The 18898-nt window shown below is 65.8% G+C and carries 20 protein-coding genes; 17 read left to right on the forward strand and 3 right to left on the reverse strand.

Annotation, left to right across the window (positions count from 1 at the left end; all coding sequences use genetic code 11):
- The first annotated feature begins 41 nt into the window (after positions 1-41).
- Entirely contained in the window at positions 42-662 is a 621-nt protein-coding gene (locus tag ACK6AU_RS07205) for a LysE family transporter (protein WP_185700554.1), read from the forward strand.
- Positions 663-668: 6 nt separating this feature from the next.
- Here ACK6AU_RS07205 and ACK6AU_RS07210 read toward each other — a convergent pair whose 3' ends face one another.
- On the reverse strand, positions 669-1700 hold the full coding sequence (locus ACK6AU_RS07210) for a LacI family DNA-binding transcriptional regulator (protein WP_185700562.1): 1032 nt from the start codon (positions 1698-1700) through the stop codon (positions 669-671).
- 211 nt (positions 1701-1911) lie between these two features.
- Here ACK6AU_RS07210 and ACK6AU_RS07215 point away from each other — a divergent pair, with 211 nt between their 5' ends.
- Positions 1912-2445, forward strand: a complete 534-nt coding sequence (locus tag ACK6AU_RS07215; protein ID WP_185700555.1) for a gluconokinase — start codon at positions 1912-1914, stop codon at positions 2443-2445.
- Between the two features lie 83 nt (positions 2446-2528).
- Positions 2529-3881 (forward strand): GntP family permease, encoded by a 1353-nt coding sequence (locus ACK6AU_RS07220; RefSeq protein WP_053137179.1) that lies wholly within the window; start codon positions 2529-2531, stop codon positions 3879-3881.
- A gap of 184 nt (positions 3882-4065) precedes the next feature.
- On the opposite strand, the gene alaC is transcribed toward ACK6AU_RS07220, so the two are convergent.
- The gene (gene alaC, locus ACK6AU_RS07225; RefSeq protein ID WP_185701429.1) at positions 4066-5280 is read right to left on the reverse strand and encodes an alanine transaminase; all 1215 of its coding nucleotides are present in this window, start codon (positions 5278-5280) and stop codon (positions 4066-4068) included.
- A 280-nt stretch (positions 5281-5560) separates the two neighbouring features.
- Here alaC and ACK6AU_RS07230 point away from each other — a divergent pair, with 280 nt between their 5' ends.
- The 9 genes from ACK6AU_RS07230 (at position 5561) to ACK6AU_RS07270 (ending at position 15221) form a co-directional block, all read left to right on the forward strand.
- A complete protein-coding gene (locus ACK6AU_RS07230; RefSeq protein ID WP_409298478.1) occupies positions 5561-6223 on the forward strand; it encodes a LysE family translocator in 663 nt (220 codons plus the stop codon).
- Between the two features lie 69 nt (positions 6224-6292).
- On the forward strand, positions 6293-6781 hold the full coding sequence (locus ACK6AU_RS07235) for a GyrI-like domain-containing protein (protein WP_185701431.1): 489 nt from the start codon (positions 6293-6295) through the stop codon (positions 6779-6781).
- Positions 6782-7034: 253 nt separating this feature from the next.
- Positions 7035-7133 carry a K(+)-transporting ATPase subunit F gene (gene kdpF / locus ACK6AU_RS07240; protein WP_022640401.1) on the forward strand — a complete coding sequence of 33 codons (99 nt, stop codon included), beginning with the start codon at positions 7035-7037 and terminating at the stop codon, positions 7131-7133.
- 31 nt (positions 7134-7164) lie between these two features.
- The gene (locus tag ACK6AU_RS07245; RefSeq protein ID WP_256224242.1) at positions 7165-7287 is read left to right on the forward strand and encodes a hypothetical protein; all 123 of its coding nucleotides are present in this window, start codon (positions 7165-7167) and stop codon (positions 7285-7287) included.
- A gap of 13 nt (positions 7288-7300) precedes the next feature.
- Positions 7301-9007 carry a potassium-transporting ATPase subunit KdpA gene (gene kdpA, locus ACK6AU_RS07250; RefSeq protein ID WP_185701432.1) on the forward strand — a complete coding sequence of 569 codons (1707 nt, stop codon included), beginning with the start codon at positions 7301-7303 and terminating at the stop codon, positions 9005-9007.
- Between the two features lie 9 nt (positions 9008-9016).
- Complete coding sequence (kdpC, locus tag ACK6AU_RS07255) at positions 9017-9700, forward strand: potassium-transporting ATPase subunit KdpC (RefSeq protein ID WP_409298482.1); 684 nt, start codon at positions 9017-9019, stop codon at positions 9698-9700.
- A gap of 6 nt (positions 9701-9706) precedes the next feature.
- On the forward strand, positions 9707-11779 hold the full coding sequence (kdpB, locus tag ACK6AU_RS07260) for a potassium-transporting ATPase subunit KdpB (RefSeq protein WP_185701434.1): 2073 nt from the start codon (positions 9707-9709) through the stop codon (positions 11777-11779).
- 56 nt (positions 11780-11835) lie between these two features.
- Positions 11836-14529 carry a sensor histidine kinase KdpD gene (locus ACK6AU_RS07265; RefSeq protein ID WP_185701435.1) on the forward strand — a complete coding sequence of 898 codons (2694 nt, stop codon included), beginning with the start codon at positions 11836-11838 and terminating at the stop codon, positions 14527-14529.
- Positions 14526-15221: a response regulator gene (locus ACK6AU_RS07270; RefSeq protein WP_185701436.1), complete on the forward strand. Its 696-nt coding sequence runs from the start codon at positions 14526-14528 to the stop codon at positions 15219-15221. The genes ACK6AU_RS07265 and ACK6AU_RS07270 overlap by 4 nt, the downstream gene beginning before the upstream one ends.
- On the opposite strand, the gene ACK6AU_RS07275 is transcribed toward ACK6AU_RS07270, so the two are convergent.
- Positions 15200-15352 (reverse strand): hypothetical protein, encoded by a 153-nt coding sequence (locus ACK6AU_RS07275; RefSeq protein WP_409298485.1) that lies wholly within the window; start codon positions 15350-15352, stop codon positions 15200-15202. The two genes, ACK6AU_RS07270 and ACK6AU_RS07275, sit on opposite strands and share 22 nt — an antisense overlap.
- A gap of 206 nt (positions 15353-15558) precedes the next feature.
- On the opposite strand from ACK6AU_RS07275, the gene ACK6AU_RS07280 reads away from it, so the two are divergent.
- From ACK6AU_RS07280 to ACK6AU_RS07300, 5 genes are all read left to right on the forward strand, one after another.
- On the forward strand, positions 15559-16056 hold the full coding sequence (locus ACK6AU_RS07280; RefSeq protein ID WP_409298487.1) for a GNAT family N-acetyltransferase: 498 nt from the start codon (positions 15559-15561) through the stop codon (positions 16054-16056).
- Between the two features lie 236 nt (positions 16057-16292).
- A complete protein-coding gene (locus tag ACK6AU_RS07285; RefSeq protein ID WP_185701438.1) occupies positions 16293-16727 on the forward strand; it encodes a nuclear transport factor 2 family protein in 435 nt (144 codons plus the stop codon).
- Positions 16728-16794: 67 nt separating this feature from the next.
- Positions 16795-17139, forward strand: a complete 345-nt coding sequence (locus ACK6AU_RS07290) for a YciI family protein (RefSeq protein WP_185701439.1) — start codon at positions 16795-16797, stop codon at positions 17137-17139.
- Between the two features lie 26 nt (positions 17140-17165).
- Positions 17166-17657 carry an SRPBCC family protein gene (locus ACK6AU_RS07295; protein WP_409298490.1) on the forward strand — a complete coding sequence of 164 codons (492 nt, stop codon included), beginning with the start codon at positions 17166-17168 and terminating at the stop codon, positions 17655-17657.
- Positions 17657-18898, forward strand: coding sequence for an RNA polymerase sigma factor (locus tag ACK6AU_RS07300; protein ID WP_185701441.1), 1242 nt, complete (start codon positions 17657-17659; stop codon positions 18896-18898). Before ACK6AU_RS07295 ends, ACK6AU_RS07300 begins: the two co-directional genes overlap by 1 nt.

Consider the following 18898-nt stretch of genomic DNA (forward strand, 5'->3'; position numbering starts at 1 on the left):
CATACAGTAGCGCCTGATTCTATAACCAAGGCGTAGCTATCGTGACCGAACTGTTAGTCGTACTCACCATTACCATGCTCGCGGTGCTCAGCCCCGGAGCCGATTTTGCCCTGGTCACCCGCAATAGCCTGATGCTTTCGCGGCGCCACGGCGTGCTCACTGCCTTGGGCATCGGGCTCGGGGTCATGCTGCATATCGGCTACAGCTTGCTGGGGGTGGGAATGCTGCTGCAGCAGTCGCTGCTGTGGTTCACGGTGCTGAAGGTCGCCGGGGCGCTGTACCTCATCTACCTGGGATACAAGCTGCTGCGCAGCCCGGCGTCGACTGGGCAGGGGGCGCCAATGCAGGGCCAGGCCATGTCCGGTTGGGCGGCCCTGGGCAGTGGCCTGCTGACCAATGCGCTGAACCCGAAGACGATGATCTTCGTCCTCAGCCTGTTCATGCAGGTGATCGAGCCGGGAACCCGCTTGCCGGTGCAGTTGGGCTACGGCGCGATCATCGTCCTGGCCCATGTGCTGTGGTTCGTGGCGGTGGCGCTGTTTTTCTCGGCGCCGGCCATCGCTGGCCGGCTGCTGGCCTGCAAGCGCCGGATCGATCAACTGTTCGGCGCGGTGCTGGTGGGTTTCGGCCTGTTGCTGGGTGTCTTGAGCGTGCGCGCTTGAGGCGCCTCAGGTACTTTCGCGGACCCTGAGCTCGAAGCCCATGTCCACCACCGGTTCGGCCACGCTGTTGCCGGCCAGGAGGGTCAGCATCTGCTCGGCGGCGCGCCGGCCAATGGCTTCCCGTGGGGTGCTGATGCTGCTCAGGCGCGGCACCATGTATTCCGAGGACGGCAGGTCGTTGAAGCCCAGCACCGCCACCTGTTCGGGAACCTTGATGCCGCAGCGCATGGCTTCCAGCAGGGCGCCCTGGGCCAGGTCGTCGTTGCCGAAGAAGATCGCGTCCACCTGGGGTTGGCTCTGCATCAGTTGCAGGAACAGCTCGCCACCCAGGCCCACGGAGGAGGGGCGTGGGGTCAGCAGTTCCAGGTCCGGGTTGTACAACCCGGCAGCCTGCAGGGCCCGGCGGAAGCCTTCGCCGCGCAGCAGGGTGCGCTGGTCCAGTTGTGCGCCGATGTAGGCCAGGTGCCGGCGCCCGCGGGAGATCAGGTGCTGGGCGGCGGTCTCCCCGGCGCTGAGCTGCGAGAAGCCCACGCAGTTGATCCCGGAGGCTGTGTCCAGGTCCATCATGTAGACGCAGGGAATGTTGTTGGCCTCGATCATCCGCCGGGCGCTTTCGGTGCGGTCGAAACCGGTCAGCAGCAAACCCCGGGGCTGGTAGGTCATGTAGTTGCGCAGCAGGTTCTCTTCTTCATCGCGCGAATAGTGGTAGTTGCCGATCAGCACTTCGAAGCCCTTTGGCCGCAGGACCTGGTGGATGGCTTCCAGGGTTTCGATGAACAGCAGGTTCGACAGCGACGGCACCAGTACCACTACCGACTGGCTCTGGGCCGAGGCCAGGGCGCGGGCGGCGGAGTTGACCACGTAGTTGAGCTCCAGTGCCGCCTTCTGCACTTTTTCCACCAGTTCGGTGGCCACGCTGCTGACGCCGCGCAGCGCCCTGGAAGCGGTGATCGGGCTGACGCCAGCCAGGCGTGCGACTTCGTTGAGGGTTGGGCGGCCCGTGGTACGGGAATTTTTATCGTTCTTCTGGGTGGTCATCAGACGGCTTGCCAAACAAAATTCAAGTCACTAAGGTAGCGCTGTCCTAAAACAGCTGCAATGCGTGAGCGAGGTGTGCCTGACGCCTCGCTCTTTGGTTTTGGCGGACTATATACGCGGCAACCCACAAAAATGACAAGAAGGCGTCGGCAGACACTGTTTTTGTACTAGAACTAGCGAAGGTAGCGCTGTCTGCGCGCTGAGGTCTTATATGAGTCAACCTATTACCGCCCTGGTCATCATGGGCGTTGCCGGCTGTGGCAAATCCAGCGTCAGCCAGGCCCTGTGCCAGCGCAGCGGTGCCACGGCCATTGAAGGCGATACGTTCCACCCTGCCGCGAACATCGCCAAGATGAGTGCCGGAATCCCCCTCGACGACGACGATCGCGCCGGCTGGCTCGACAGCTTGTGCGAGGAGTTGCGTCGCGCCCTGGCCGCCGGCCAGCAGCCGGTGCTGACCTGCTCGGCCCTCAAGCACAAATATCGCCAGCGCCTGCGCGCCGCGACCCCTGGCCTGGGCTTCGTCTTCCTCGAACTGACTCCGCAAGTCGCCGCCGACCGCGTGGCGCACCGGCCAGGGCATTTCATGCCATCGACCCTGATCGACAGCCAGTTCGCCACCCTCGAGTCCCCGGTCGGGGAACCGCTCACCCTGGTCCTGGATGCCAGCAACCTGAGCGTCCTGCGCCTGGCCGAGCTGGCCCACCAATGGTGGCTGGCAAACGGCCTCGAAACTTCACGCTAAGTGTCGCCTCGAAAAAGGTAGCGCTATCCACTCGGCCCTTGTTTTTAACGCTTTAATAAAAACAACAAACCGGAGGCAAACTCATGTTTGGCATGTCCCAAGAGACCTATCTGCTGGTTGATGCAGTGGTCACCATCATCGGGCTGATCGTCTTGATCACCCGCTTCAAGCTGCATCCCTTCATCGCCCTGATCATCGCGGCCGGCTTCCTGGGCCTGACCTCGGGCATGCCGGTGGACAAGATCATCAAGGCCTTCCAGGACGGCTTCGGTGGCGTGCTCGGCTTCGTCGGCATCATCCTGGCGCTGGGCACCATGCTCGGCAAGATGATGGCCGAGTCCGGCGGCGCCGATCAGATCGCCCAGACCCTGATCCGCTCGTTCGGCAAGGAGCGGGTGCAGTGGGCGATGATGTTCGCCGCCTTCCTGGTGGGCATCCCGCTGTTCTTCGAGATCGGCTTCGTGCTGCTGATCCCGCTGGTGTTCATCGTCGCTCGGCGTACCGGGGTCTCGCTGATCAAGATCGGTATCCCGCTGCTGGCCGGCCTGTCCGCGGTCCACGGCCTGGTGCCGCCGCACCCGGGGCCGCTGCTGGCCATCGGCGTGTTCGGCGCCGATATCGGCAAGACCATCCTCTACGGCCTGATCGTGGCGCTGCCCACGGCGATCATCGCCGGCCCGATCTACGGCACCTTCATTGCCAAGTACATCCCCGGCAATCCCTCCCAGGAGCTGGTGGACCAGCTGGCCCGCGAACCCCAGAGCAGCGAGCTGCCCAGCTTCAGCGTGACCCTGGTGACCGTGCTGCTGCCGGTGTTCCTGATGCTGCTCAAGACCTTCGCCGACGTGGCCCTGGCCGACGGGCACTTCTTCCGCATCTGGATGGACATGATCGGCCACCCGATCACCGCTTTGCTCCTGGCGTTGCTGCTGTCGCTGTACACCTTCGGCTACAAGCAGAACATCGACTCCAAGCGCATGCTCAAGCTCCTGGACGCCAGCCTGGCGCCGACCGCGGCGATCATCCTGATCATCGGTGCCGGCGGCGGCTTCAAGCAGATGCTGGTGACCAGTGGCGTGGGGGATGTGATCGGCCACATGGCGGTCAATGCGCAGATCTCGCCGATCCTGCTGGCCTGGCTGGTGGCGGCGGTGATCCGCATCGCCACCGGTTCGGCCACCGTGGCCACCATCACGGGCGCCGGGATCGTGGTCCCGGTGGTGGGGATGATTCCCGGGGTCAACCGCGAGCTGCTGGTACTGGCCACCGGCGCCGGGTCGCTGATCCTGTCCCACGTCAACGATGCCGGCTTCTGGCTGGTCAAGCAGTACTTCAACATGACCGTGGCCGAGACCTTCAAGACCTGGACGGCCATGGAGACCATCCTGTCGGTGGTGGGCCTGATCTTCATCCTGTTGCTGTCGCTGGTGGTCTGACTTCCTGGGCTACGCCACCCACAAAAAAACCGCAGCGCTGCGGTTTTTTTGTGCCTGTTCGATTGTGGGAGCGGCCGGTCGACGCTCGATTGCCCGCGATAGAGACGCCGCGGTCCGGCTGGCTCACCGCGTGTTCATCGCGAGCAAGCTTCGCTCCTACGGAAGCCGCGCCACTGCGGCCGGATCACGCGCCTTTGTGCACCAGGCCGTCGGCGCGGAACATGCCGCGGATGCCACGCACGGCCTGGCGGATACGGTCCTGGTTCTCGATCAGGGCAAAGCGCACGTGATCGTCACCGTACTCGCCGAACCCTACGCCCGGCGAGACGCAGACCTTGGCCTCGGCCAGCAGCTTCTTGGCGAACTCCAGCGAGCCCAGGTGGGCATAGGCTTCGGGGATCTTGGCCCAGACGTACATCGAGGCCTTGGGGTTCTCCACCATCCAGCCCAGTTCATGCAGGCCCTTGACCAGCACGTTGCGCCGCTGCCGGTACTGCTCGGCGATATCGCGCACGCACTGCTGGTCGCCTTCCAGGGCGGCGATGGCGGCCACCTGCAGCGGGGTGAAGGTGCCGTAGTCGTGGTAGCTCTTGATCCGCGCCAGGGCACTGACCAGCTCCGGGTTGCCGACCATGAAGCCGATGCGCCAGCCGGCCATGTTGTAGCTCTTGGACAGGGTGAAGAACTCCACCGCGATGTCCTTGGCTCCTGGTACCTGCATGATCGACGGGGCTTTCCAGCCGTCGTAGACGATATCGGCGTAGGCCAGGTCGTGGATCACCAGCACGTCGTACTGCTTGGCCAGGGCGATCACCCGCTCGAAGAAGTCCAGCTCCACGCACTGCGAGGTGGGGTTGGACGGGAAGCCGAGGATCATCATCTTCGGCTTGGGGATCGAGCCACGGATGGCCTGTTCCAGCTCGGCGAAGAAGTCCACGCCGGGCACCAGCGGCACCGAGCGCACCTGGGCACCGGCGATCACCGCGCCGTAGATATGGATCGGATAGCTGGGGTTGGGCACCAGCACCGTGTCGCCGTGGTCCAGGGTGGCGAGCATCAGGTGCGCCAGGCCTTCCTTGGAGCCGATGGTGACGATGGCTTCGCTTTCCGGGTCGATGTCGACCTGGTAGCGCTCCTGGTACCAGCGGGAAATCGCCCGGCGCAGCCGTGGGATGCCCTTGGAGGTGGAATAGCCATGGGTGTCTTCGCGCTGGGCGACCTGCACCAGCTTCTCGACGATATGCGGCGGAGTCGCGCCGTCGGGGTTACCCATGCTCAAGTCGATGATGTCTTCGCCGCGCCGACGCGCAGCCATCTTCAGCTCGGCAGTGATATTGAAAACGTAGGGGGGGAGTCGATCGATACGCGCAAAGCGGCGCGGCGAAACTTGTTCGGCCATGGTTGCCTCGAGAAGACGTAAGCGCCCGGAACCGTCCGAGCGACGTTGGCCACTGCGGTGGCCTGCGGGGCAGACGATAAGGGCGCTGGCGGCGGCTTGTCCAGAGGCGCGGAAAACTATTTTTTCGGGCTGGCGGGCATTTGCGAGGGCGCAGGCTTTGCCGCTATAACGTGCACGCTTCTTGCTGGCCCCTGGCCGGGAAAGGGGCGGGCCAGGCCGGTTTTCCCGGGCACCAGCTCCCCGGCGAGCCTTCGAACAACAGCAGTACATGGGATGGATGATGGAATTCACCAGCGGCTTCTTGCTCAGCCTTTCGTTGTGCCTGGATATCGGCGTGGCCAATATCGCGATGATCACCCTGGCCATGCAACGTGGTTACTTCCAGGGCTTTTGCCTGGGCCTGGGTACCTGTGTCGGTGACCTGGTCTATGCGCTGCTGGCCCTGGCCGGAATGACCGTCTTGCTGCAGTACGAGACGGTGCGCTGGGTGCTGTGGCTTGGCGGTTCGGCGCTGCTGGTGTACTTCGCGGCGAAGATGATCTACGCCGCGATCCATCACGACGCGCTGCTCGACACCCGTGGCGAGGTGGAGCGGGGCTCGCCGCGCAAGGAGTTCTTGCGGGGGATCTTCCTGGCCATGTCCTCGCCCAGCGCGATCCTCTGGTTCGCCGCCGTGGGAGGCACTTTGATCGCTCGCTCCGGGGGTGGCAGCACCGCTGATTCGGCGCTGTTCCTGGCCGGTTTCTTCTGCGCCGGGCTGGCCTGGACAATGGGCCTGTGCCTGGCGGCGACCCAGGGTGGCAAATTGCTGGGCGACAAGCTGTTGCGCTATTCCTACCTGGCATCTGCGGCGATCTTCTGCTATTTCGCGGTTTACGTGATCCTATCCGGTTACCAGGAGTTCATCGTCGGTGCCCGACCGCTCGACCTTCCGGCGCTCTGATCCAGGCCTTGGCCACAGGCTTCTATACTTGCCCGCGAACCCTTTTTTTCAGTGGCAGGAGTGGCATTCATGGATGAGCAAAACCAGGGCAGCGGCCCGCAACCGCGCTTCGAAAGATGGCATTTCCTGCTGGTCGCCGGTTTCAGCCAGCACTTCACCCCCGCCGACACTCAAGTGATCGGCCAGCTGTGGCAGCGTTTCATTCCCCATATCGGCAAGGTGCCGGGGCAGGTGGATGACGTCACCTACGGCGTGTGCTGCAACCCTGATGCACAGGGCGGCTTCGAGTACATCGCCGGGGTCGAGATCAGCAAGCTCGACGACTTGCCCGAGCACTATCGCTGGATCGAGTTGCAACCCCAGCAGTACGCAGTGTTCGAGCACCACGGATCATTGCAGCAGTTGCCCTGCACCTTCGACTACATCTGGCAGACCTGGCTACCGCAATCGGGCCAGCAAGCCGCCGATGCCCCCTGTTTCGAACGCTATAGCGCCGATTTCAACCCCAATACCGGGCATGGCAGCCTGGAAATCTGGCTGCCCCTGAAGACCGCCTGAACTCTCGGGGGCGCGTCGGCGCCCCTGCCTCGCCTGCACGGGGCGGCAATCTTTATGCGGTCTTGATACCGCCCCCCGCAATCAGTGCCTGACCTTGATACGCCCTCGCCTAACCTGCGTGGCGCAGAAGAGGGCGGTCGACCAGCTGTTCCCGCCTCCCTGCCGGCGCCCATGACCGGGCACCGCCAACGGTAGCGCCGCGAGCCGCTGATGAGGCCGGGCGCTGTCCCACACGCCATCGAGGGGAACTGTCTTGCTGACACTGCCATTGATCTACGGCGCCAGCGGCTTTTGCGCTGTGCTGCTGTTTGCCTACCTGGGGTACGCGCTGATCCGCGCCGAGAAGTTCTGATGCACGTTCCCAGCATTCGCCATGCATTGGCATGCGCCCGGCCGGGCGCTTTCGAGAAAGGAAACCAGCCATGTACGACCTGATCTTCGTGGGCCTGTCCCTGGGGTTCTTTGTACTGACGGCCCTGGGCATCGTCGCCATGGGCAAGATTTGAGCGGAGCATCGACATGTTGAGTACTGTGCTGGAATACGCGGTGATCCTCGGTCTGATGACCGGGCTCGCCGTGCTCATGGGCAAGTGGCTGGCCCGGGTCTTCAGTGGCCGTGGCCATGCCTTGCCGGAGCGCGCCACTTACCGCCTGCTGGGGATCGATCCTGGCGAGGCCATGGGCTGGGCCCGCTACGGTTCGGCCTTGCTGCTGTCCAACGCGGCGATGATGCTGCTGGGCTACCTGGTGCTGCGCCTGCAAGGGCTGACGCCCCTGAACCCGCTGGGGCTGGCGGCGCAGAGTCCGGACCTGGCGTTCAACACCGCCGCCTCGTTCATCACCAATACCAACTGGCAGGCGTACTCCGGCGAGAGCAGCCTGTCGAACTTCAGCCAGATGGCGGCCATCACCTTCCTGATGTTCGTCGGCGCCACCGCCGGAGTGGTGGCCGCCGCCGGCTTCATCCGCGGCTTGAGCCGCTCCAGCTCGGCGGACATCGGCAACTACTGGGTGGATTTCATCCGCGTGCTGTACCGGGTGATGCTGCCCCTGTGCCTGCTGATGGCCCTGGTCTACGTCTGGCAGGGCATGCCCCAGACCCTGGATTCCGAGGCCCTGGCCACCACCCTGGAAGGCGGCCGCCAGCAGTTGATCGTCGGCGCCGTGGCCAGCTTCGAGTCGATCAAGCACATCGGCACCAACGGCGGCGGTTTCTTCAGCATGAACGCCGCGCACCCGTTCGAGAACCCGACGCCGCTGACCAACGTCCTGCATATCCTCAGCATGCTGCTGATTCCCTCGGCGCTGACCTACACCTTCGGCAGCATGCTGCTGCGCCGGCGCCAGGGCTGGGTGTTCTTCGGCACCTTCCTGGTGATGTTCGCGGGCTTTTTGGCCATCGTGTTCACTGCCGAGCAGAGCGGCAACCCGCTGCTGACCCTGGCCGGCGCCGACCAGCAACTGTCGGCGACCCAGAGCGGCGGCAACATGGAAGGCAAGGAGCTGCGCTTCGGCATCGCCGACACTGCGCTGTTCGTCACCACCACCACCGGTGCTACTACCGGCTCGGTGAACGCCATGCATGACTCGCTGACCCCCATGGGCGGTTTCGTGCCCCTGGCGCAGATGATGCTCAACTGCGTGTTCGGTGGCGACGGCGTGGGCTTCATCAACCTGATCCAGTACGCCCTGCTGACGGTATTCCTGGTGGGCATGATGATCGGCCGCAGCCCGGAGTTCCTCGGCAAGAAGATCGAGGCCCGAGAGATCAAGCTGGTGATGCTCTCGGTGCTGGCGCACCCCATCTGCATCCTCGGGTTCACCGCCCTGGCGGCGCTCTGGCCAGACACCCTCAACAGCCTCAACAACCTGGGGCCCCATGGTTTCAGCGAGGTGCTCTACGCCTACGCCTCGGGCACCGCGAACAACGGTTCGGCGTTCGCCGGGCTGAATGCCAACACGCCGTTCTTCAACACCACCATCGGCCTGGCGATGCTCATGGGGCGCTTCTTCACCATGCTGCCGATGCTGGCCGTGGCCGGCTCCCTGGCGGCGAAAAAGAACATCCCGGCCGGCGCCGGCACCATTCCCACCGCGACCCCGTTGTTCATGTTCCTGGTGGTGTTCGTGGTGCTGGTGGTCGGTGGCCTGACCTTCCTGCCGGCGCTCGCGCTCGGCCCGCTGGTGGAGCAACTGCAGTTGCTGGCCGGCCAGACCTACAAGTAAGGGGTTGTGATGACTACGCAAATGCAAACCCAGGGCACCACTGTGGTGCTGTTCAAGGGCCTGCTGCGCCCGGTGCTGGTGGCGGCGTTGCTGTGCCTGGCGCTGACCGGCCTGGCCTATCCGCTGGCGACCACGCTGCTGGCCAACCTGTTGTTCCCGTTCCAGGCCCAGGGCAGCCTGCTGCAGCGCAACGGCATGGTGGTGGGCTCCAGCCTGATCGGCCAGGCCTTCCAGCGGCCGGAGTATTTCCAGGGCCGGCCGAGCATGACCCTGGGCAGCGACCCGCTGGACCCGAGCAAGAGCGTGCCGCAGCCCTACAACGCCGGGGCCAGTGGTGCCAGCAACCTGGGCCCCACCAGCCAGAAGCTGCTGGACAGCGTCGCCGAGCGGGCCCGCCTCTACCGCCAGCTCAATGGCCTGGGCGCCGACAGCCTGGTGCCGGTGGACGCGGTGACGGCTTCGGCGTCCGGCCTGGACCCGCACATTTCCCTGGCCAACGCCCGGCTGCAGCTGGAGCGAGTGGCGCGCGCGCGGCACCTGCCCCCGGGCGAGCTGCAAGCCCTGCTGCAAGCACACAGCGAAGGCCGCACCTTCGGCCTGCTGGGCGAGCCCCGGGTCAATGTGCTGCAACTGAACCTCGCGCTGGACGCCCTGGCGCCCATGCCTGCCTCGCCCCTCGCAGCCAGTGAGTAAGAGACCATGAGTAAGAACGCTCGTATTGCTTTGTTCGACCGTGGGTTGCTGCTCACGGCGTGCCAGGATGCCGTGAAGAAGTTGCTGCCCCAGGCGCAGTGGAAGAACCCGGTGATGTTCGTGGTCTACCTGGGCAGCCTGCTCACCACCTTGCTGTGGCTGCAGTCCCTGGGCGGGCAGGGCGAGGCCCCCAGCGGCTTCATCCTGAGCATTGCCCTGTGGTTGTGGTTCACCGTGTTGTTCGCCAACTTCGCCGAGGCCCTGGCCGAGGGCCGCAGCCGGGCCCAGGCGGCGAGCCTCAAGGGCATGAAGCGCCAGACCCTGGCCAAGTTGCTGCAACAGCCACGGCACGGCGCGGCCTGGCTGCCCATGGCCGCCAGCGAATTGCGCAAGGACATGGTGGTGCTGATCGAGGCCGGCGACCTGGTGCCCCTGGACGGCGAGGTCATCGAAGGCGTGGCCACGGTGGACGAGAGCGCCATCACCGGTGAATCGGCACCGGTGATCCGCGAGGCCGGCGGCGATTTCTCCTCGGTCACCGGCGGCACCAAGGTGCTGTCCGATTGGTTGGTGGTGCGCATCAGCGTCAACCCCGGCGAATCCTTCCTGGACCGCATGATCTCCATGGTGGAATCGGCGCGGCGGCAGAAGACCCCCAACGAGGTGGCCCTGACCATCCTCCTGGTGGGCCTGACCCTGCTGTTCCTGTTGGTGATCGTCACCCTGAGCCCGTACTCGCTGTTCGCCGTGGCCATGAGCGGCACCGGCAGCGTGGTCAGCGCCACGGTGCTGGTGGCGCTGCTGGTCTGCCTGATTCCCACCACCATTGGCGGCCTGCTGTCGGCCATCGGCGTGGCGGGCATGAGCCGGATGATGTCGGCCAACGTCATAGCCACCTCCGGTCGCGCGGTGGAAGCGGCGGGTGACGTGGACGTGCTGCTGTTGGACAAGACCGGTACCATCACCCTGGGCAATCGCCAGGCCAGCGCCTTCCTGCCGGCCCCGGGGATCCGCGACAGCGAACTGGCGGACGCCGCGCAACTGGCGTCCCTGGCCGATGAGACCCCCGAAGGGCGGAGCATCGTGGTCCTGGCCCGGCAACAGTTCGACATCGGGGGACGCGACCTGGCGGCCCTGGGCGCGAGTGCCGTGCCCTTTACCGCCCAGACCCGCATGAGCGGCGTCGACCTGCCCCAGGGCCGCTGCATCCGCAAGGGTGCCGCCGATGCCATCCGCCGCCACATCGAGGCCCTGGGCGGCAGCTTTGCGCCGGCCCTGCAAGCCAAGGTCGATGAAGTCTCGCGCCGTGGCAGCACGCCGCTGGTGGTCAGCGACGGAGCCCAGGCCCTGGGCGTGGTGGAGCTCAAGGACGTGGTCAAGGGCGGGATCAAGGAACGCTTCGCCGAGCTGCGGCGCATGGGCATCAAGACCGTGATGATCACCGGCGACAACCGCCTGACCGCCGCCGCCATTGCCGTGGAGGCCGGGGTCGACGATTTTCTCGCCGAGGCCCGGCCCGAGGACAAGCTGCAACTGATCCGCGACTACCAGGCCAAGGGCAAGCTGGTGGCCATGACCGGCGACGGCACCAACGACGCCCCGGCCCTGGCCCAGGCCGATGTCGCCGTGGCGATGAACAGCGGCACCCAGGCGGCGAAGGAAGCCGGCAACATGGTCGATCTGGACAGCAACCCGACCAAGCTGATCGAGGTGGTGGAGGTGGGCAAGCAGATGCTCATGACCCGTGGCGCGCTGACCACCTTCAGCGTGGCCAACGATGTGGCCAAGTATTTTGCTATCGTACCGGCCGCGTTCGTCGCCACTTACCCGCAGTTGGCCGCGTTGAACGTGATGCACTTGAACAGCCCGAACTCGGCGATCTTGAGCGCGGTGATCTTCAATGCCCTGATCATCGTGTTCCTCATCCCCCTGGCGCTCAAGGGCGTGAAGTACCGCTCCATCGGGGCGGCGGCGTTGCTCAACCGCAACCTGCTGATCTACGGCCTGGGCGGGGTGCTGGTACCCTTTGCCGGGATCAAGCTGATCGACATGCTACTGGCCGGGCTCGGCCTGGTCTGACAGGACTTGCAAGGCGGCGCTCTACGGAGCGCCGCCTTGTTCATTCAAGGATGCACATGGCTGTTCTCGACACTGGTAGCACCCCCCGCGACGGGCGCCCCGATCCCGATGCGTTGCTGGAAAAACTGCAGCAGGACGAGCAGGCCGCCCGGTGCGGCAAGCTGCGGATCTACTTCGGCTCCAATGCCGGGGTCGGCAAGACTTGCGCCATGCTCACCGCGGCGCGCCAGGAACTGGCCCAGGGCCGCGACGTGGTGGCCGGGATCGTCGAGACCCATGGCCGGCGCGACACCGCCGAGCTGCTGCAAGGCATCGAGGTGCTGCCCCGGCACCAGTTGATGCACCGTGAACATGCCTTGTCCGAATTCGACCTGGACGCTGCCCTGGCCCGCCAGCCGGCGGTACTGCTGGTGGACGAGCTGGCTCACAGCAATGTCCAGGGTTCCCGGCATCCCAAGCGCTGGCAAGACGTCGAAGAACTGCTGCGGGCCGGCATCGACGTCTGGACCACCCTCAATGTCCAGCACCTGGAAAGCCTCAACGACATCGTCAGCGGGATCATCGGCATCCGCGTGCGCGAGACGGTGCCCGACCATCTGTTCGACGAAGCCCACGAAGTGCTGGTGATCGACCTGCCGCCGGACGATCTGCTGCGCCGGCTCAAGGACGGCAAGGTGTACCTGGCGCCCCAGGCCGAGCGGGCCTCGCGCAATTTCTTTCGCAAGGGCAACCTGCTGGCCCTGCGCGAACTGACCCTGCGGCGCACCGCCGACCGGGTCGACGCGCAGATGCGCGACTACCGCCGCGAGCGCTCGATCAACGCCCTGTGGCCAGCCCGGGAGCGGTTGCTGGTAGGGATCGCCGGGGACCCGGCGGACGAGCGCCTGGTGCGCGAGGCGGCGCGCCTGGCGCAGAAACTCGAGGCCGACTGGATGGTGGTGCACGTGGCGCCGGCCCAGCGCCGGGGCATCGGCGCCAGTCGGTATGCGGCTGCCATGAAGACCCTGGCGCTGGCCGCCGAGTTCGGTGCCGAGACCGCGACCCTGCCCGGCATGGACGTGGCCGAGGCCCTGGTGGCCTGTGCCCGCGAGCACAACGCCAATCGCCTGGTGCTGGGCCATTACCCGCGCCGGGTGTGGCAGGTCTGGCACCAGTCGGTGAGCGATCGCATCAGTCGCCAGCATCCGGAAATCGACCAGATCGTGATTGCCAACGGGCCAGCGGACCGCCAGCGCAGCGTGGTGCCCAAGCCCGAGGCCGGCCTGGCGCCCAGTCGTGCACCGGCCTACCTGTGGGCCAGCCTGGCGTGCTTTGCCGCCACGGCAGTGGCTGCGCTGTTGTTGAAGGTCTTCGACCCGGCCAACGTGGTGATGCTGTTCCTGCTTACCGTGGTCCTGGTGGCCCTGCGCCTGGGGCGCGGGCCCGGGGTCTGGGCGGCGATGCTGGCGGTGTTGTGCTTCGACTTCTTCTTCGTCCAGCCGGTGTGGTCGTTCACGGTCAACGACACCCAATACTTCTTCACCTTCGCCCTGATGCTCGGCATCGCCCTGATCACCGGCCAGCTCACCGCGCGCCTGCGCCACCAGGCGCGTACCGCCGCCGAGGGCGAGCGCCGGGCCACCTCCCTGGCCGGGTTGGCCCGGGAGCTGTCGGCGGCGCTCACCGAGGAGCAGATCTGCGCCGTGGCCCTGCGCACCTTTAGCGGGGTGTTCGCGGCCCGGGTCGGGCTGGCGCTGCCGGATGCCGGCGATCGCATGCGGGCCTTGAGCGCCAATGGCCTGGAACTGGACGAAAGCATTGCCCAGTGGGCCTACGATCATGGCCAGCCGGCCGGTAGCGGCACCGCTACCCTGGCGGCGGCCCGCGGGCGCTACCTGCCGCTCAAGGCGCCGATGCGCGTGCGTGGCGTGCTGGTGCTGGAACTGGCGGACCCCGAACGCCTGCGTGAGCCGGAAGAACAACGCTTGTTGCAAGCCTGCATGAGCCAGCTGGCGATCGCCCTGGAACGAGTGCATTACGTCGAGGTGGCCCAGAGTACCGTGGTGCAGATGGAGGGCGAGCGCATGCGCAACACCCTGCTGGCGGCGATCTCCCATGACTTGCGCACCCCCCTGACCACCATCATCGGCGCCGCCGATGCCGCCTTGCCCCATGCCCCCGACGGCGTCCTGGCGCAGTTGCTGCGGGGTATCCATGACCAGGCCGGCTCCATGCAGCGGCTGATCGAGAACCTGCTGGACATGGCCCGCATGCAGGAGCGTGGGGTGCGCCTGAACCGCCAGTGGAACTCCCTGGAAGAGATCGTCGGCAGTGCCCTGCGCCAGTTGCGCGAGCCCCTGGCCGGGCATCAGGTGCGGGTCGCCATGGCGCCGCAGCTGCCGCTGGTGGAGGTGGACGCGCTGTTGCTGGAGCGGGTGCTGGTCAACCTGCTGGACAACGCCGCCAAGTACACCCCGGCCGGGACCCTGGTGCAGGTCAGCGCGCGCCAGGTCGACCAGCAGATCGTCCTGCAGGTCAGCGACAGCGGCCCCGGTTGCCCCAAGGGCAGTTCCCCGGCCAGCCTGTTCGAAGCCTTCAGCCGTGGCCAGCAGGAATCGGCCGTGGCCGGGATCGGCCTGGGCCTGGCCCTGGCCAAGCGTATCGTCGAGGCCCATGGCGGACGGATCGAGGCCCAGCCTCACGCCGACGCCGGGCTGAGTTTTGTCATCACCTTGCCGGCGGGGCACCCGCCTTCGATGGAAACCCTATGAACAGCAGCCCACGCATCCTGATCGTCGAGGACGAAGCCAATATCCGCCGATTCATCGGCATCGCCCTGGAGGACGAAGGTTTCCAGGTGTTCGAGGCCGACAGTGTCAAGCGCGCGCTGATCCATGCGGCCAGCCGCCAGCCGGACCTGGTGATCGTCGACCTGGGCCTGCCCGATGGCGATGGCAAGCAACTGATCAGCGAGCTGCGGGGCTGGCTGGCGGTGCCGATCCTGGTGCTTTCGGCGCGGGATCGGGAGGCGGAGAAGGTCGCCGCCCTGGACGCCGGGGCCGACGACTACCTGGTCAAGCCGTTCGGCGTACCGGAGTTGCTGGCGCGGATTCGCGCGCAGCTGCGCCGCCATGGCCAGAGCGGGGCGGCCGCGGCCACCAGCAAGGTGAACTTCGGCGCCATCGAGGTGGACCTGGCGACCCATGAAGTGCGCCGCGAAGGGCAGCCGGTGCACCTGACGCCGATCGAGTACCGCTTGCTCTGCGCCTTGATCCGTGGCCAGAGCCGGGTCCTCACCCATCGCCAGCTGCTGCTGGAGGTCTGGGGCCTGGACTATGTGGACCGGGCCCATTACCTGCGGGTGCACATGGCCCATCTGCGGCAGAAGCTGGAGGCCGATCCGGCCCAGCCCCAGCATCTGCTCACCGAGTTGCAGGTGGGTTATCGCCTGGTGGGGCTCTGAGCCCGGGCATGGCTAGCGTCTGATCCGCGCTTGTCGCGACGGCGTTCATGCAAGAAGTCGAGGTAGAAGGTGATACCGCCGAAGATGGCGATGGCGAGCAAGATGAAAAAACCGATCTGGGCAGAGCTCATGGTCTAGGTCCTTGGCAAGACGCGGCGAGGCGACCCGGGGCCGTTCGCGAAGCGTCGGGGAGCTGATAGATAGTCCCTCGGCGCGAGCCTGGCCAGGGCTTATATGAAAGCTTTACGGGGCGGCCAGCGAACGCTATGCCGGTCATACACAACGCCGGGTCCTTGCTAGAATCGGCCCCCCTCAACTGACTTCAGGCTGATGTCCCATGACCGCTCCGACCCCTTTGATCCGCACCGTCCTGCCTGCCGACCTGGGCCGCTGCTTCGCCATCGAGACCCTGGCCTACGAAGGCGACGAAGCCGCGACCCGGGACAAGATCGCCACGCGTATCGCCACCTGGCCCGAGGGTTTCATCGTCGCCGAGGTCGAGGGTGTGGTGGCCGGTTTCATCAACTCCGGCGCCACTTACCAGGTGCAGATGGCCGACGAGGCCTTCAAGGAACTGGTCGGACACGATCCGGCGGGCCCCGAGGTGGTGATCATGTCGGTGGTGGTGCATCCGGACTTCCAGGGCCTGGGCCTGTCCCGGCAGTTGCTGGAGGCGTTCATCGCGCGCATGGCTGGCGCTGGCAAGGCGCGTATCCACCTGATGTGCAAGGAGCGCCATGTACCGCTCTACGAGCGTTTCGGTTTCATCTACCTCAAGGCATCGGCTTCGGACCACGGCGGCATGGCCTGGCATGAGATGGTGCGGGCTCTGTAGGAGCGAAGCTTGCTCGCGATGCTCGTCAACGGTAGCGCGTATTGACTGGATAAACGCAACGTTCTGGCGTCCATCGCGGACCCGGCTCGCTCCTGCCATTTCCTTGACTGATCGGCATTACGCTATGTCGCGGTTTTTTTTCACCTGCAGTGTCGATTGTGCGAAAGCCCAGGCGACTAGGGATGAATCGAGCAGTTAGCTCGGTGATACCCATTCACCTTCCGAGGAATTTCGCCATGTCCAATCCATCCAGTGAAGCCCGCGTACGCAGCCTGATCGACCATTGGCGGCAGGCGGTAATGGCCAGGGATATCGAGCAGATCGTCAGCTTCTACGCCGATGACATCGTCTCCTTCGATGCGGTCGGCGCCCTGCAATTCAAAGGCAAGGAGGCCTACCGTGCGCACTGGCAGGCTTGCATGCAGATGTGCCCCGGCCCCGGGATCTTCGAGTTCCATCAATTGCAGGTGCGGGCCAGCGACAAACTGGCGTTCGCCCACTGGCTGGCCCATTGTGGCGGCACCGATGCCGACGGTGTGAGCAAGGCCTGCTGGATGCGGGTCAGCGCGGCTTACCAGTGCCTGGGCGGCCAGTGGCAGGTGGTGCACGAGCATTGGTCGGCGCCCTTCGATATGCAGACCGGCACCACCTTGTTCGACCTCGAGCCCTGAGCGTCGGCGGGTTCGCCAAAGCCACGAACAGCGACCATAGTTGATCAGCCCGATCATGGAGGTGCCCATGAAATACCTATGCCTGGTGTACAGCGACGAACGACTGCTGCACAGCCTGCCCGATAGCCCGCAGGATGCCGAATGCCTGGCCTATGCCGAGGCGGTGCGCGACAGCGGGCGGATGCTCGCCGCCGAGGCCCTGCAATCGGTGCAGACCGCCACCACGGTGCGCATGCGCGGTGGCAAGCTGTCGATTACCGATGGCCCGTTCGCCGAAACCAAGGAGCAGTTGGCCGGGTTCTACCTGGTGGAGGCCCGGGATCTCAACGAAGCGATCCAGGTCGCCGGGCAGATTCCGGCGGCCCGGGTCGGCAGCGTGGAAGTGCGCCCGGTACGTGAACTCAATCCCTGATGGCAACCAGCCAGAGGAGCGTCGCGATGACTTTGCAGACTGCGGGCCGCGTGCCCGCCGAACATGAACTGTCGATCAGCCGCTTGATCGATGCCCCGCGCAGCAAGCTGTTCCGTGCCTGGACCGAACCGGCGTTGCTGGCGCAATGGTGGGGGCCCCACGGCATGACCACTCCCGAATGCGAGATGGACCTGTGGGTCGGCGGTCAGTTTCGGACCCTGATGCGCGCTCCCGATGGCAGCGAGTATCCGACCATGGGGGTGTTCCTGGAGATCGACGCACCGTCGCGGCTGGTGTTCACCGATGCGTTCCTGCCGGGCTGGATTCCCTCGGGCAAGGCGTTCATGACCGCCGAGGTGGCCTTCGAGGAGCGGGGCGACCAGACCCTCTACACCGCTCGCGCCATGCACTGGAGCGAGGCCGATCGCCAGGCCCATGAAGCCATGGGCTTCCATGAGGGCTGGGGACAGAGCCTGGAGCGCCTGGTGACCCTGGTCACCCAGGGCATGCCCGACTGATGCCGGGCCAGGCCGGAGCGGCGGTGACGGCGCTGGTGGAGCAGGTCTATCGCGAGCAGTCGCGGCGCATCCTCGCTACCCTGATCCGCCTGCTGGGGGATTTCGACCTGGCCGAGGAAGCCTTGCATGAGGCTTTCTTCGTGGCGGTGGAGCGCTGGCAGGACGACGGCATTCCGGCCAACCCCCGGGCGTGGCTGGTGTCCGTCGGGCGCTTCAAGGCCATCGATGGCCTGCGCCGGCGGGCACGTTTCGCCGCTTCCCAGGCCGCCCTGGCCAGCCAGCTGGAGCAACTGGAGCAGGAGGACTGGAGCGGTGAAGACGTGCAAGACGACCGCCTGCGGCTGATCTTCACCTGCTGCCACCCGGCCTTGGCGGCGGATGCCCAGGTGCCGTTGACCTTGCGGGAAATCTGCGACCTGAGCACCGAGCAGATCGCCCGCGCCTTCCTGGCGACCCCGGCCACCATCGCCCAGCGCATCGTGCGCGCCAAGGCGAAGATTCGCGATGCGGCGATTCCCTACCAGGTACCGGCACTGAACGAGTTGCCCGAGCGCCTGGACAGTGTCCTGCGGGTGATCTACCTGGTGTTCAACGAAGGCTACTCGGCGTCCCTGGGGGCCGAGCTGACCTGCGCCGACCTGACTCGCGAGGCGATTCGCCTGGGGCGCCTGTTGCTGGAGCTGCTGCCGCAGGCCGAGGTGATGGGCCTGCTGGCCCTGATGTTGTTGCACGAATCGCGGCGGGCGGCGCGCCTTGGCGCCGATGGCGAGTTGATCCTGTTGGAAGAACAGGACCGGCGCTTGTGGTCGCGTGAGCTGATGGACGAAGGCTGCGCGCTGGTGGAGCAGGGCTTGCGCAGCGGTGGGGGCGGGCCTTACTGCCTGCAGGCGGCGATTGCCGCGGTACATGCCGAGGCGCCCATGGCCAGCCAGACCGACTGGCCGCAGATCGTCGGTTTGTACGATGTGCTGCTGCGGTTGCAGCCCTCGCCGGTGATCGAACTCAACCGCGCGGTGGCCTTGGCCCAGCGCGACGGCCCGGCGGCCGGCCTGGCCCAGGTCGAACGGATCCTGCGGCGCGGCGACCTGGAGGACTATCACCTGGCCCATGCCGCCCGTGCCGATTTCTGTCGTCAACTGGGGCAGATCGAGGCGGCGCGCGCGTCCTACCGGCGGGCCCTGGAACTGGTGCGGCAGGCGCCGGAGCGGCGTTTTCTCGAACGCCGCCTGGGTGAGTTGTAG

Origin of the sequence: Pseudomonas sp. KCJK8993 (assembly GCF_046230915.1) — a bacterium.
In the GTDB taxonomy this organism is placed as follows: domain Bacteria; phylum Pseudomonadota; class Gammaproteobacteria; order Pseudomonadales; family Pseudomonadaceae; genus Aquipseudomonas; species Aquipseudomonas piscis.

Coding starts and splice junctions, on each gene's coding strand:
- ACK6AU_RS07210 (WP_185700562.1), bottom strand. CDS start 1,700: ATGACCACCCAGAAGAACGATAAAAATTCCCGTACCACGGGCCGCCCA.
- ACK6AU_RS07215 (WP_185700555.1), top strand. CDS start 1,912: ATGAGTCAACCTATTACCGCCCTGGTCATCATGGGCGTTGCCGGCTGT.
- ACK6AU_RS07220 (WP_053137179.1), top strand. CDS start 2,529: ATGTTTGGCATGTCCCAAGAGACCTATCTGCTGGTTGATGCAGTGGTC.
- alaC (WP_185701429.1), bottom strand. CDS start 5,280: ATGGCCGAACAAGTTTCGCCGCGCCGCTTTGCGCGTATCGATCGACTC.
- ACK6AU_RS07230 (WP_409298478.1), top strand. CDS start 5,561: ATGGAATTCACCAGCGGCTTCTTGCTCAGCCTTTCGTTGTGCCTGGAT.
- ACK6AU_RS07235 (WP_185701431.1), top strand. CDS start 6,293: ATGGATGAGCAAAACCAGGGCAGCGGCCCGCAACCGCGCTTCGAAAGA.
- ACK6AU_RS07245 (WP_256224242.1), top strand. CDS start 7,165: ATGCGCCCGGCCGGGCGCTTTCGAGAAAGGAAACCAGCCATGTACGAC.
- kdpA (WP_185701432.1), top strand. CDS start 7,301: ATGTTGAGTACTGTGCTGGAATACGCGGTGATCCTCGGTCTGATGACC.
- kdpC (WP_409298482.1), top strand. CDS start 9,017: ATGACTACGCAAATGCAAACCCAGGGCACCACTGTGGTGCTGTTCAAG.
- kdpB (WP_185701434.1), top strand. CDS start 9,707: ATGAGTAAGAACGCTCGTATTGCTTTGTTCGACCGTGGGTTGCTGCTC.
- ACK6AU_RS07265 (WP_185701435.1), top strand. CDS start 11,836: ATGGCTGTTCTCGACACTGGTAGCACCCCCCGCGACGGGCGCCCCGAT.
- ACK6AU_RS07270 (WP_185701436.1), top strand. CDS start 14,526: ATGAACAGCAGCCCACGCATCCTGATCGTCGAGGACGAAGCCAATATC.
- ACK6AU_RS07275 (WP_409298485.1), bottom strand. CDS start 15,352: ATGAGCTCTGCCCAGATCGGTTTTTTCATCTTGCTCGCCATCGCCATC.
- ACK6AU_RS07280 (WP_409298487.1), top strand. CDS start 15,559: ATGACCGCTCCGACCCCTTTGATCCGCACCGTCCTGCCTGCCGACCTG.
- ACK6AU_RS07285 (WP_185701438.1), top strand. CDS start 16,293: ATGTCCAATCCATCCAGTGAAGCCCGCGTACGCAGCCTGATCGACCAT.
- ACK6AU_RS07290 (WP_185701439.1), top strand. CDS start 16,795: ATGAAATACCTATGCCTGGTGTACAGCGACGAACGACTGCTGCACAGC.
- ACK6AU_RS07295 (WP_409298490.1), top strand. CDS start 17,166: ATGACTTTGCAGACTGCGGGCCGCGTGCCCGCCGAACATGAACTGTCG.
- ACK6AU_RS07300 (WP_185701441.1), top strand. CDS start 17,657: ATGCCGGGCCAGGCCGGAGCGGCGGTGACGGCGCTGGTGGAGCAGGTC.